At 68.5% G+C, this 13,061-nt stretch carries 10 protein-coding genes and 1 pseudogene; 9 read left to right on the top strand and 2 right to left on the bottom strand.

All coding sequences use genetic code 11. The features are described 5' to 3' along the window. Positions 1 to 49 precede the first annotated feature (49 nt). The 5 genes from HZF07_RS20730 (at position 50) to HZF07_RS20710 (ending at position 4,277) form a co-directional block, all read left to right on the top strand. A complete protein-coding gene (locus HZF07_RS20730) occupies positions 50 to 835 on the top strand; it encodes a hypothetical protein (RefSeq protein WP_157344235.1) in 786 nt (261 codons plus the stop codon). Between the two features lie 409 nt (positions 836 to 1,244). After that, positions 1,245 to 2,534 carry a type VI secretion system tube protein Hcp gene (locus HZF07_RS20725; RefSeq protein WP_157344234.1) on the top strand — a complete coding sequence of 430 codons (1,290 nt, stop codon included), beginning with the start codon at positions 1,245 to 1,247 and terminating at the stop codon, positions 2,532 to 2,534. A gap of 202 nt (positions 2,535 to 2,736) precedes the next feature. Beyond that, positions 2,737 to 2,919 carry a hypothetical protein gene (locus HZF07_RS20720; RefSeq protein ID WP_157344232.1) on the top strand — a complete coding sequence of 61 codons (183 nt, stop codon included), beginning with the start codon at positions 2,737 to 2,739 and terminating at the stop codon, positions 2,917 to 2,919. Positions 2,920 to 3,549: 630 nt separating this feature from the next. Continuing rightward, positions 3,550 to 3,960: a pyridoxamine 5'-phosphate oxidase family protein gene (locus tag HZF07_RS20715; RefSeq protein ID WP_157344231.1), complete on the top strand. Its 411-nt coding sequence runs from the start codon at positions 3,550 to 3,552 to the stop codon at positions 3,958 to 3,960. Positions 3,961 to 4,127: 167 nt separating this feature from the next. Then, positions 4,128 to 4,277, top strand: a complete 150-nt coding sequence (locus HZF07_RS20710; protein ID WP_157344230.1) for a hypothetical protein — start codon at positions 4,128 to 4,130, stop codon at positions 4,275 to 4,277. A gap of 103 nt (positions 4,278 to 4,380) precedes the next feature. On the opposite strand, the gene HZF07_RS20705 is transcribed toward HZF07_RS20710, so the two are convergent. Continuing rightward, positions 4,381 to 5,307, bottom strand: coding sequence for a hypothetical protein (locus tag HZF07_RS20705; RefSeq protein WP_157344229.1), 927 nt, complete (start codon positions 5,305 to 5,307; stop codon positions 4,381 to 4,383). Positions 5,308 to 5,441: 134 nt separating this feature from the next. Between HZF07_RS20705 and HZF07_RS24735 the strand changes: the two are divergent. From HZF07_RS24735 to HZF07_RS20690, 4 genes and pseudogenes are all read left to right on the top strand, one after another. Beyond that, positions 5,442 to 5,717, top strand: a pseudogene (locus tag HZF07_RS24735) (DUF7134 domain-containing protein); the annotation flags it as partial. Between the two features lie 106 nt (positions 5,718 to 5,823). Continuing rightward, the gene (locus tag HZF07_RS20700; RefSeq protein ID WP_157344228.1) at positions 5,824 to 6,663 is read left to right on the top strand and encodes a sensor histidine kinase; all 840 of its coding nucleotides are present in this window, start codon (positions 5,824 to 5,826) and stop codon (positions 6,661 to 6,663) included. Then, on the top strand, positions 6,660 to 7,331 hold the full coding sequence (locus HZF07_RS20695) for a response regulator (RefSeq protein WP_181645448.1): 672 nt from the start codon (positions 6,660 to 6,662) through the stop codon (positions 7,329 to 7,331). The genes HZF07_RS20700 and HZF07_RS20695 overlap by 4 nt, the downstream gene beginning before the upstream one ends. Positions 7,332 to 8,025: 694 nt before the next feature. Beyond that, the gene (locus tag HZF07_RS20690; RefSeq protein WP_157344227.1) at positions 8,026 to 10,014 is read left to right on the top strand and encodes a discoidin domain-containing protein; all 1,989 of its coding nucleotides are present in this window, start codon (positions 8,026 to 8,028) and stop codon (positions 10,012 to 10,014) included. A 790-nt stretch (positions 10,015 to 10,804) separates the two neighbouring features. Here HZF07_RS20690 and HZF07_RS20685 read toward each other — a convergent pair. Beyond that, positions 10,805 to 12,448 (bottom strand): MFS transporter, encoded by a 1,644-nt coding sequence (locus HZF07_RS20685; protein WP_198346445.1) that lies wholly within the window; start codon positions 12,446 to 12,448, stop codon positions 10,805 to 10,807. Between the last annotated feature and the right edge of the window lie 613 nt (positions 12,449 to 13,061).

The raw sequence follows: 13,061 nt of genomic DNA, 5'->3' as shown, positions 1-13,061 counted from the left end.
AGCTGATCGCGATCCCGAGCAGGTTCACCGCGGTCACCGCGATGCCCTGTTGATCGCACCCTCCCGACGCACGTTCGCACTTTCGTTCATCGTCCCCCACCCGTGGGCCACGCAGACCCGCGGGCCGAACGGCGAACCCGTCCACGTCACCTCGTTCCAGAGCCTGTGCACGACCTGGGACGCCGACAGCGCCGCGCCGGGCGTCTACTACAAGAACTGCGGCGACTACAACGTCACGGTGGTCGTCGAGCGCAACGACGGCCGGATCGGTTACCTCGACGTCCAAGGCCGCGACTACGTCGAGGCGATGCCGTTCGCACTCGCGGATCTGGTCGCTGCGGCCGCCGACCCGAGGCTCGCCCTGCCCGACGCGGCGTACGACGTGCCGTCAAACCAGACCGTCGCGTCCGTCGTCGCCGACCACTTCCCGACCTGGCGGGCAGACGCCGACCAACAGGTCATTCCGCTACCAGAACTGGGCTACGCGTCCGCCTCGGGGAAGCTCGCGCCCTTCACCGTCGGGGTGGTGGTTCGCCCGGCGAGCGGTGCTCCCACCTGCGGGGAGGACCCCTGGACGCGGAGCTGTAGCGAACGTCGCGTCTACGGCGCCGACGACCCCACGATCGTCTACGTCCACGCCCGGGACGATGACGAGTGGGCCGACCGCTGCCCGCGCAACACCCGGGCGGTCAGCCGCACCTTCGTCTACGTCGGACCGCGCCACACGGTCGCCGTCTCCCAGAGTCGCCTGATCCCCGACGGCGAACCCACGATCGGCGCCGAGCTGGACCAGGCCCTGATCGACCTCGCCCTCGACCCCCGACTCCAATCCTGAGCAACCCCGACGAGTACTCGCCCGGCAGCGGTCTCCGCCAGCGACAACCGAGAGCTCGCCGAGCACGCCGATAGCGGCGGCTGGCTGATCTGCCCGCGAGGGAGGGCTGGTCGTCACACGGCGACGAGCGCACGCACATCGATGGTCGTCGGCGTCCTGGTCGATGCCGCCCATGCCATGACGTCCGGCGCTACCTACCGGCCGCAGGCGATCAACAGGATCGAACCCAGCGGTCGCGATCGAGGGGCGAGGTGGTTCGTCAGTGCGAAACCGCCACGATGCCTCAGCCCCGCCGGTAGCCTCCTGCTGGTCTCGGGCGCACCGCGCACCTGAGGACTACTGCCGGGGCCGCAATGACCGGTGGTTCGGCGACGCCCCGTGCGGGTGTCACTCACCCGGAAGTGAATCCATGTTGCGTCGTGCCAGAGTCCTCGGAGTCAGCTCTCTTCTCGCCCTAGGCCTCGTCGTCTCGGGCGGCTACCTGGTCAACGCAGTCACTGCGTCCAGCGCCACCACGATCACCGCATGCTCGAACGCCAAGACCGGTGCTGTGCGCATCGTCGCTCCCACCCGCGCGTGCTTGAAGAGTGAGAAGCGGTTGACGTGGAACGTGAAGGGCGACACTGGGGAACGCGGCCTCACCGGCCTCACCGGCCCTGTCGGACCGTCCGGCGCCGACGGCAAGGACGGACGGCCCGGAGCTGACGGGAAGGACGGAGCCGACGGAGCTGCTGGCCCCCAGGGCCCGGCAGGAAAGGACGGTGCCACCGGCCCCCAAGGCCCGGCCGGCCCAGCTGGCGGTCCCGCAGCGGTCGACCCGAACCCGAACGACCTCACCTATCGGATGAAGATCGGCACCGATCCGTTCGTCCCGATCACGGACTTCACCCAGGAGCTGAGCCACGAGCCGTACACGGGACCAAGCGGAACCGGAGTCGGCAAGACCGACTTCGGGGACGTCGTCGTGAACCTTCCGATGAACTCCGGCGTCCTGACCCAGATGGCGAACCTGACCAAGGGCGCTCGGGTGCTCAAGGTCATCCTGGAGATGTGCAAGCCCGGCGAGACCACCGGCCGCTGCACCTTGGAGCTGACCCTGAGCAACGTGACGGTCTTGGGCATCGACGTCCGGCAGGACCCGACGCAGGCCACCGCGCGTGTCCAGCTGAACTTCACCAGGGAACGTCTGGCGATCCTGCCCGGCACGCCGCAGGCCGGTACGTACGAATGGGACATCGCCGCCAACAAGCTCGTCTCCTCGACCGGCTCAACACTGGCCACATCGACGGGAGACGCTACCTACACCACCACGTTGCTCGGCTCCGAACCGCTCGGAGTCATCTCCACACGCAGCTGGCGTCAGAGCTCCTCAATGTCCTCCACTGGCCGGGCAGAGTTCCCTGACATCGTCGCTGAGACCCGCACGGGGCCGGGCACGCTCACCCTGTTCCAGCTCCTCGTCACCGGCCAGCCGCTGACTCGGGTGGAGCTCGACGGGTGCGAGGTGGCCACGTGCACGACGACCACCGTTCTGACCAAGGTCCTCCTCACCAACCTGGTGCTCGGCTCGCCGAGCCTGTTCGACGAAGTGCAGTTCAAGTACGGAGAGATCCAGTGGGATCGCAACGACGACGTGCGCGTCGCGACGCCCAGGTCGTTCTTCTGGAACGTCTTCGCGAACACGAACGTCCCCTCGTAGGTCGGCGTCGCGACCCATCTACGCATGCCAAAGGTCCGCCCTCTCTACGGGAGAGGGCGGACCTTTGCTGATGCCTGCGGCGGTCAGATCTGCCGGACGTTCAGGTCGCCGACTCGGTGGAGGGACTCGTATTACGCACTAGGTCCGTCGGAGCATGAACGTCGGCAGGGAACCCGATACGGCGGAGCGGCGTCGTAGCTGCGTGAAGCTGGAGACGGCGTCCGGGGTCGGACTAGCTGCAGACCACCTGCCAGTTGCCGGACTCGCGAGCGCATGGGCCGGCGTGGTGACGTTCTGGGTGACGGTGTCGACGGGCGTGCTCTATCTCAACAACGCGTATGGCCCGCTCGGAGAACGCGGTGGCCTGGGGACACTCGTCGGCTGAGCTGCGGCGCAATGGCGGGCATCGTCGTATCCCTCGTGGCTCGACTCGTGGCGCGACGGTCGAGTGCCGCGCTGGCCGTCCTGGTCGTGGTCGTCTCAGTCGCCGGCTGGGTACTGCTGCCTCGACAGGTCGATGTTTCCGAGAGCTGGGTACCGCGGCCGAACCCGCGCTGGTCGTGCACCGGATGGTCGTTCCAGCACTACACCCCGGGGACGATGGACGGCTCAGCGACGCAGATATGCGTCGGACTGGAGAGGCGGATCTCGGACGGATGACCGAAGGGGTCCTCGTCGTCGTCAGGCCCGGCCACATTCGAGTTCGGTCCGTCCGGAGAAGCGCGAGACCCCGGTGCCCGGGAGACTGATTTGTCCGGTCATACAACATCCGGACGTGCCGCAACTCGGGGGCTTTCAGGTCAGGTCGTACCGCCCAGGTAGACGCACTGTCGAACCGCCGCTGGCCGGACACCTGAGGCGCTCGCTCATAGCCGACGAGCGTGCGCCAGTTCGCCCCCGGCTGAGTCGGCCACCACCACTTGCAGGATGACCGGCAGGGTTGATTGCGAATCGGATGCTCTTGGCCGGGATACGCGCTCGGGACGATGATCGACCGACGAGGAGGTTGCGGGGAATGGACGTGGGAGACGGTGGCGGGGCGCTGGCCGAACTGCGCGAAGACGAGTGCTGGAATCTGCTGCGGGAGCGGACCGTGGGCCGGGTCGGGTGGCAGGGCGGCAACGGCCCCACCATCGTGCCGGTGAACTACGTCATCGACGAGAGGGCGGTGATCATCCGCACGGCGCCGTTCACCGACCTGGGCCGGGAGGGATCCGTCCGAGAGTTGGCGTTCGAGGTGGATGACATCGACCCGGTCGCCCGCTCCGGTTGGAGCGTGCTGGTCCGTGGCCGGCGTCGGCTGGATCCTGAGGCGTATGGGAAGACACCCCGTCCCGAGGTGTGGGTCGGTGGCTCAAATTGGCTTGTACTACGGATCGAGGTCCGAACCATCAGCGGCCGGAGGCTGACCTCCGGCGCGCAATGACGGCTGACGGTGGAACCGCCCGACGTACCCACTCCGCCGCGATCCGGATGCATCGGTCGGCTCGTGTGCGCGGCCGAGCGGCCTAGCCCTAGACCGCCGCGCAAGCGGAGGAGCATCCTTGACCGACCTCGGGAGCTTCAGCGACATTCCGACGCTAGGAGACTGTGATGCTCGTCTGGGTGATTGTTCTTCTGATCGTGGCATTCGCCGCCGTCGTGTTCTGGATCGACCGCGACAGGAAACGACATGGATCAACCGGTGCGATGGGACAGCACAACGACATCGACCCTGGGCAGTGGACTGGCGGCGGCTCCTGATCGCAGAGGAGGAACGAACGTTCGGCCGGCCAGCGGTTGGTGGTGCGTCTATTCGCCGCGACAGCGGCCAGCGTCTACTCGCCTTGGTTCGGCGTGGATGAACTCAGTCGTGGCCGTCCGGGGCCGCAGACCTTTGGGTGGTGGCGATGTCGGCGAGGTCTGCCTTCGCCCCGAGCGGGCCGAGCAAGGGCCAGGCCATGCCGCCGAGGAGGGTTCCGAAGATCACCAGGGCTGAGAGAACCTCGACGAGTAAGGAGTTGCCGAGCTCTATGAGCATGCCCACCACCATCGTCAGGGCTCCGGCGGAGAACCAGGCGAGCTGGCGCCGTCGTGGACCGCGGTAGCGGAACCAGCGGATTCCGTAGGCGGCCACGCTCCCTGCGAGGGTGAGTGCGAGCAGCACGGCTCCGACGATCTCGAGAAGGTCGGTGGCACCGGCGAGGGCGTCGACGCCAAGGGGGTTCGGTCCGGTTGCCGGGTTGTCGTCGTCCACGCTGCCCGGGGCGAGCAGGATGGACAGGACCAACGCGGCGGTTCCGGTCCCGGCGACTGCGGGAAGCCAGCGCCATCGGCGCGAGGGGAGCCGTCCGGTCGGGAACAGCGCCAGCGGCGCGTACAGCAGCAGGAAGAACGATGCGATGAACGCCGTGTCGGCGACCATCCAGGCCAGCCTGGCCGCGGTCGTCGTGGGCATCTCGCCGTCGGTGATGGCATCGCCGACGCCCGCGGACAGGTAGTTGGCCGTCTGGAGCCCGGCGAGCAGAAGCAGTGCCTTTCCGAGGCCGGCGGCACGCTTGCGGCGCAGCAGCTCGGCGCCGAGCACGCCGAAGGAGAGCAGGGCCACGAGGTCGACGGCGTCCTCCGCGGTGAGCGCCTCGGAACCGGGGAGGGGCGCGCTGCGGACGCTCAGGAGGAAGCCGAGCGTGGCAGCGACGAACGCCACCGCGAGCAGCAGGTACGGCGCTCCTGCCGATTGGGGCGGCCTGGCAGCCTGCGGTGCGCAGACCTCTGCGGTGGCTCTGGGGTTCATGGCGCGGCCTTCCGGAGTTGGGATGAGACCACGTCAGCGTGGTGGCCGCTCACCCACCGCCGCGTCCGTCACGAGACTCGATCGGGTCCGCCGGCACGCGGACCCTGCATCGGCCGGCGTCATCGCCTGCGAGGATGTCCCGCTGCCCGCCGGCGCCGTACCGTGGGACGGTGCTGGAGAGCATCCGAGCGTCTTCACTCCTCGGTCGGCGCCGCCAGGATCTGACCGACCTGGCGCTGGCTGGGCTGATCGCCGCGCTCGCCGTGGCGGGGACGCTGGCCGGCTCCTTCGGCACCTCCGAGCGGGGTACGGCGATCCTGCTCGACCTGGCCGTGACCTTGCCGCTCGCGCTGCGACGACGGCACCCCCTGGCGACGTTCCTTGTGATTCTCGCCGTCATCGACGTGCGTGCGCTCCTGCTCGACGATCTCGACGGCGCTGGGGTCTTCCTCGGCCTGCTTGGTAGGGGGCTACTCGCTCGGCGCCTATGCGCCACTGCGACGGGGCCTGATCGGTATGGGCGCCTTCGTGCCGGCCACGATGGCGGCCAGCTGGCTCGACATCGGCGACCCGCTCGACGATCTCGACTTCATGGTGATCCTGGTCGGCGGGTTCTGGCTGGCCGGCCGGGTCGTCTGGTCGCGCAACCGGCTGGTCGATCGCCTCGCCGACCAGTCCGAGGAGCTTCGGCGCAGCCGCGAGTCGGAGGCCCAGGCCAGGGCAGCCGAGCAGCGGGCGCGCATCGGCCGCGACGTCCATGACGTGGTCGCTCACAGCGTCACCCTGATGGTCGTCCAGGCCGAGGCCGGCGAGGCGCAGCTTGAGCCCGACCACCCGTCCGCCGAGTGCCTGCGCACGATTCAGCGAGTCGGGCGATCCACCCTGGTCGAGCTGCGCGGCGTGCTCGGCGGCCTGGGCGAGGAAGCCACCCCCTCGCTGCCGGAGCGCACCGGCGGTCCCGGGCTGCGCGATGCCGATCGGCTCGCCACCGACCTGACCGAAGCCGGACTCGACCTGGTGCTGCGCGTGGACGCCGGTGCCGCGGACCTTCCGCCGGAGGTGGACCTCGCGGCGTACCGGATCCTCCAGGAGGCCCTCACCAATGCGTTGCGCCACTCGCCGCGAGCGCATGTCGATGCCCGGGTGCAAATCACTCCCGACGGGGTCGTTGTCGACGTCACCGACGACGGTGCTGGGGTCCAAGCGACGAGTCGCCCGAGCTCGGGCCGGGGACTTGCCGGGATGCGCGAGCGGGCTCTGGCCCGTGGTGGTGACATCACAACCGGCCCCGTAGGGACCGGGTTCACGGTCCGGGCACATCTGCCTCTGCAAGCGAGGACCGAGGCCGTTCGGTGACCATTCGGGTCCTCGTCGCCGACGACCAGGAGCTGGTGCGAGCGGGCCTGGTGGCCGTGCTCGCCACCCAGCCCGACCTCGACGTCGTCGCCGAGGCCGCCGACGGGCACCAGGCTGTCGAGGAGGTTCGCCGCCGCCACCCGGACGTTGCGCTGCTCGACGTCCGAATGCCCCACCTGAACGGGATCGAGGCCACGGCGCAGATCTGCGCCGACCAGCACGTCTCAACCAGGGTGCTGATCCTGACCACGTTCGATCTCGACGAGTACGTCCTGGCCGCACTCCGCGCCGGCGCCAGCGGCTTCCTGCTCAAGGATGCCCCCCGCGAGACGCTCTACACCGCCGTTCGTACCATCGCCGCCGGCGACGCCCTCCTCGCACCGAGCGTCACCCGCCGCCTCATCGAACAGCACCTGCGCCTCGAGCAACCCCCACCGCTCTTGGCACATCGGCTCGCGACGCTCACCGACCGCGAACGGGAAGTGCTGCGCCTGATTGCCCGCGGGCTGACCAACGGCGAGGTCGCTGAGGACCTGCACCTCGGCGAACCCACCGTCCGCACCCATGTGGGTCGGGTGTACGCCAAGGTCGGTGCGCGGGATCGGGCCCAAGCGGTGGTGTTCGCCTACGAATCCGGCCTCATTCGCGTCGGCGACCCCAGCCAGTAGGCACCTTCCCGCATGGCTCGGACCCGGAGGACCCCGCCAAGTCCGGATCAGGACAAGTGCGTCACTTCGCCGCGTGTCGGACGCTTCACGAGTTCTCCTGCTCGGCGTCGGCGGGCGCCGGTTCACAGGACGGCCGCGAAACTCACCGAGGCGCAGTTGCCCGCCCTGATCAGCAACCGCCCTACGAGGGAGACAGCCCAGCACCACCAGGCTGCTTGGCGGTCCTCACAGCGATACCGGCGCCCATGACGGTCAAGACCGGAGCGCTGGTTGCTGATGCCCCGACGTTCGTGAGGGCCGAGCCCCCGCCCTTTGCCGCCTTCTCGCGCCACCCTGGGGCCACGTGCAGAACTTGCGGCCGCGGCCTGGACGGAACGCCGCCACGTCCAGGAATTGCAGACGCCGTGTCCGGTCCGACCAGAGCGGTTCGATATCGACGATCATGTCTTCGTGACCGCGGACGAGGACGTCGGCGCGCTCTCACGCCCGCCCCGCCGGGCGTGGACAGTTGAAGCAGACGCCCGCGTATCCGAGCGTCAGGATCTCGCGTCGGACCAGGCCCCAGCCGGGTGCTGGTTGACACGCCCGAACGGCGATTCTGGCTCTAGGCAGTTCTGCCGGATCGGAGTCGGCCCCTTGCGCCGTCACGGTCCTAGGGGTAGTCAGGTGTGGTCTGTCTCTCGGGAGGTGCTCGATGCGCTCGACCACACGTCCGAACGTCGACACCGGCAGGCGACCCCTGCGGTCTATCGGCGTCGCCACCGCCTTCGGTCTGCTGGCGGCCGGCATCGGCGCCACGGCTGCGCCGCCCGGACAGAGCTCGCCTCGGCCGGTTTCGGCCGCCCACGTCTGGGTGACCACGCCTGACGGTACCGAGCAGATGCACGATCGCGGCACCGTGCCGTTCAGAACCGGTGGATCGGACCGGTTGACGATCACCGTGGACCCGTCGCTTCGCTACCAGACCATGGATGGAGTCGGTGCCTCGATCACCGACTCCTCGGCCTCGGTGCTGATGGAGCTCGACCGCGCGACGCGCGACGCGACGATGCGAGACCTGTTCGGGACCGACGGGCTGTCGTTCTTGCGCCAACCGGTGGGTTCCTCTGACTTCGTCGACGGACCGCATTACACCTACGACGATGTGGCGCCGGGCGAGACGGATTTCGACCTGTCGGAGTTCTCGATCGCCCATGACGAGGCTCAGATCTTGCCCCTGGTTCGCCAGGCCCGGGCCGTCAACCCGGATCTGAAGGTCATGGCGACGCCGTGGAGCCCCCCGGCGTGGATGAAGACCAACGACTCGCTGATCGGTGGGCGGCTGATCGACGAGCCCCGCGTCTATCAGGCGTACGCCGCCTACCTGGTGAAGTTCGTGCAGGCCTACGAGGCCGCCGGCGTTCCGATCTACGGGTTGACCATTCAGAACGAGCCGCAGAACCGAACGCCGTCCGGCTACCCGGGCACCGACCTGCCGACCCGGCAGGCGATTGCAGTCATCGAGCGGCTCGGCCCCGCGCTGCAGGCCGCCGGGCTCGACACGAAGATCATGGGCTACGACCACAACTGGTCCGAGCATCCCAACGACATCGCCAATACCCCGCCCGGGGAAGACCCCGAGACCGAGTACCCCGCGCTGTTGCTCGAGTCCCCCGCTGCCCGGTGGATCGACGGGACGGCGTACCACTGCTACGCGGGTGACCCGAAGCGGATGACCGCCCTGCACCAGGCCTTCCCGCGGAAGGAGATCTGGTTCACCGAGTGCTCCGGCTCGCACGGTCCGACCGACCCACCAGCGCAGGTGTTCAGCGACACGCTCAGGTGGCACGCCCGCAACGTCATCTTGGGCACCACCCGCAACTGGGCGCAGTCCGTGGTCACCTGGAACCTTGCCCTGCACTCCGACGGCGGCCCTCACAACGGCGGCTGCGACACCTGCACCGGCGTGGTCACCGTCAACCCCGACGGCACCGTCACCCGCAACGCCGAGTACTACACACTCGGCCATCTGGCCCGGTTCGTGCGGCCTGGAGCCGTCCGGGTCGCAAGCTCGTCCTACGGCAGCACCGGCTGGAACGGACTCCCGATGAGCGCGGCCTTCGCGAATCCCGACGGGTCGACGGCGCTGGTGGTCCACAACGAGTACGACGACCCCCGCACCGTGGCCGTCGCCGTGGACGGCCGGTCATTCGAGTACACCCTGCCCGGCGGATCCCTCGTCACCTTCACCTGGCCACACTCCGCGGACCTGACCTCCACAGGCACACTGCTCGACCCCTGGTCCACGTCGGTGACCAGTAACGTCGGCGACCCCGCCATGGCGGGCGCAGCCACGGACGACGATGGCTCGACCGCATGGACCTCCGGCACCGCCCAGGCTCGCGGCCAGTGGTTGCAGGTCGACCTCGGCCACGCCCGGCGGATCCGCCAGGTCGTGCTCGACGCCGGGCCGTCGACCTACGGCTGGCCCAACCCCGTGATCCCGTCGGCCGACTACCCGCGACGTGTCCGAGTCGAGGTGAGCGCCGACGGCCGGCGCTGGACCGGGGCCCGCGAGATCACCGGCACCGGGCAGCTCACCGTCTTGACCACCCCGCACAACCGGGTCCGCTACGTGCGCGCCACCCTCACCCGGGCCGACGAGCACTGGTGGCAGGTGGCCGAGGTACGGGTGTATCGCTAGCGCGTGTGGGTGATCCTCCACATCGCCGGCATCGCGTCCTGGCGCCCTTGTTCGCGGATCTGGCAGCCGAGATCCGGTTGACTGGCGAGTTGAGGCATCCCGCCCAGTAAGACGCATCTCGCTCCACCACGAGATGGCTGCGCCTCGATACCCGGTGTTGAGCGCGACCGCCAGATCGAGCGCCTTGTGCCGGATCTGCCGCCTGCCGATTCCGGTTTGAGTATCTGGCGGGTTGAGCGTGCCGTTCTTCTCTCGACACTCAGCCCGAGCCGGACAGTGGCCGACGCCGTTCTCGATGCCCTGCCACCGCGAGCGTCGTACTGTTGAGTGCGTTCCACGTGGAAGTCCGCACGTCATCCCCTCAAACCGGAGCCCACCGGTTGCGGGATAGTCGCGGCGCCCGCGCTGCGTAAGCCGGGCAACCGCGACCCTGTACCTGAACCGCATATTCCTCCGCATCTCGGAGAAATACCAGCCCGGCACGGCAAGATCTCGACGACGCGCTCGTCCACACGTTCCCGACTGGGTCGACGGTCGGTTGACCGAACCTGTCGGAAGATTCAGGCGCGCCCCGCGCGGAAAGTCCTAGCGGGCCGGCGATGACTGACTGCGCCCACCTCAACATCGAGGATGACGACGCCCACAATCTTCCGTGGCTTGCCCGGGGGGGCGCAGCCGTCGCGGGAGGCGCGCCGGCTCGACGCCCGCGTGGTCCTGAGAACCTGATCCTGTGGGGGCAGCGTGCATCCCGGCTGCGCCACTGGACGCTGGGCCCAGTCAGGGTTGGGCTTCAGGCCGGCATCTGTGCATCTGCGTCGTCGGCCCGCCGCCCCTTCTTGGGCGCTTCATGCGGCAGGTCCTTGGTGAACGCCAGGGACAGCATGGCGAGGCCGGCTGCCGCGAGCAGCCCCGCCTTGAGGGCCTGGAGCTGGGCAGCCTCGTAGTCATCCACGAGGGCCTCGCTGGTCGGATCATCCAAGCCCGCCTCCTGGGCAGCGGCCCCGACCTGATCGGCGGACACGAAGTCGATCCCGGAACCGACGGCCACTCCCACTTGCTCTGAGACCGCATTGCTGATCCGCTCGTCGGACGAGACGTTGGAGACGAATGCGGAGGTGAGTCCAGACAGCACGATCGCGCCGAGCAGGGCGACCCCCAACGACGAGCCGAGCTGTTGGCCCGTGAATTGCAGGCCGCCGGCCTCTCCACGGCCCGAGGCGTCGACCGACGACTGCACGACGTTGCCGAGCTGCGAGGCGATCAGCCCCATCCCTACGCCCAGCACCGCCATCGACCAAGCGAAGCTCGAGTTGTCCAGTTCCGGGTCGATCGTGGCCAAGAGTAGGACGGCCGCGACCATGGCGGTGGCCAGGCCCGCCCGCACGATGGACCGGACTGGATATCGGCCGGACAGCCTCGACCCCGCCGCGGAGGCAAGGAACATGGTGATGGAGACGGGGAGCATCCTCAGGCCGGTCTCCAAGGCATCGAGCCCGATCACCAACTGCAGGTACAGCGGGATCGTGAAGAAGACACCCATCAGGATCAGGTTCTGGCTGAACAGCCCGATCAGACCCGAGCGCAGCGCGGCAACCTTCAGGAGCGCCAAGTGCACCAGCGGGTCTCGTCCACCCCTCTCGCGGCGGCCCTGCCACGCCGTGAAGCACCACAGAAGGACCACCCCGAAGCCGATCACGAACAAGGTGAGTGAGAAGCCGAACGGCGTCACCGGAGATTCGTCCGTGGGAGCGACCCATCCCCAGGTGCTCGATTGCAGGACCCCGAGAACGACCAGCCCCAGGCCCGCGGCCGACAGCACAGTGCCGACGATGTCGAGCTTCGGGGCAGGGCCGGTCCTCGCCGCGTCCGCGACCTTCGGCGTCATCACCAGGATCAGCGCCACCAACAGCACCTCGCCAGCGAAGATGATCCGCCACGAATACTCCGTCGTCGCCCAGCCGCCCAGGATCGGTCCCACGGCGATCCCTGCTCCGGCGACCCCGCCGATCACGGCGTACGCGACCTTGCGGGAAGCGCCTTCGAAGTTGCCCGCGATCAGCGCCACCATTGCGGGCAGGACCAGCGCAGCGCCGAGCCCTTCCAAGACCGACCAGCCCAAAGTCAGGACGGCCACCGACGGTGCCACCGCCGTCAGCGCCGACCCGCAGGCGTAGATGACCAACCCGACGACGAACGTTCGCCGCCGGCCGATGATGTCGCCGATCTTGCCGCCGGACAGCATGAACATCGCCATCACAAGGCAGTAGAGCGTGATCACTGCCTGGATCGTGGTCACCGTGGTGTCGAAGTCGGCGACCAAGGCGCTGATCGAGACATTCATGGCCGACTGATCCAGCACCATCACGAACTGGGCGATGGCCAAGGCCACCAGCGGCAACCAGTTGGTCCTCGGCCCCGTGTCGCTCTTTGTCACCTGGGAATCACCAGTAGTCACGATCGCTCTTCTCCTCGCAGCGGACGGGTTGCCCCTTCGGCGGTCGCGCTGGCGTTGACGGCATGCGCGGCCCAGTTCTGTCGAAGGTCATGGTCGGACTTCGATGGCACTCACTCTCCGCCCGCTGGCGACCGATCTCATCACCCGTAACGGGTGCCGTCGCCGGATATGTCCGGCAAGGACTTGGCCGCCTCGTCACGGCACACGGGAGAGGGCGGACCTTTGCTGATGCCTGCCGCGGTCAGAACTGCCGGTCGGTCAGGTCGCCGATTCGGAGGAGGGACTCGTAGACGTGCCCTCCGACGTTGCTGTGCGGGTGGGTCGGGGCGATCTCGCCGAGGAGAGCCGCAGGGCAGCCCTCGCACAACGCTCGCACACACCCAAGCGACCGGAGTCCGCAATCGCGAGTAGCGACGTCGTTGGATCATTCGAGCTGCTTGCCCGGGCCGCCAAGTCGTAGGGCGAGCCCACCTTGACGCACCTTCGTTGACCCGACTTGAGTGAGGTAGGCCGCACTCCAGGAAGGTCCCAGATGAAGACGACCGTGCAGGGTATCGCGGTGCGGAGGAGTCGGCCGTGACCAGCCCGTGGA

The organism is Nocardioides agri, assembly GCF_013778305.1.
Classification (GTDB): domain Bacteria; phylum Actinomycetota; class Actinomycetes; order Propionibacteriales; family Nocardioidaceae; genus Nocardioides; species Nocardioides agri.
This window is presented reverse-complemented; position numbering and strand designations above follow the sequence as displayed.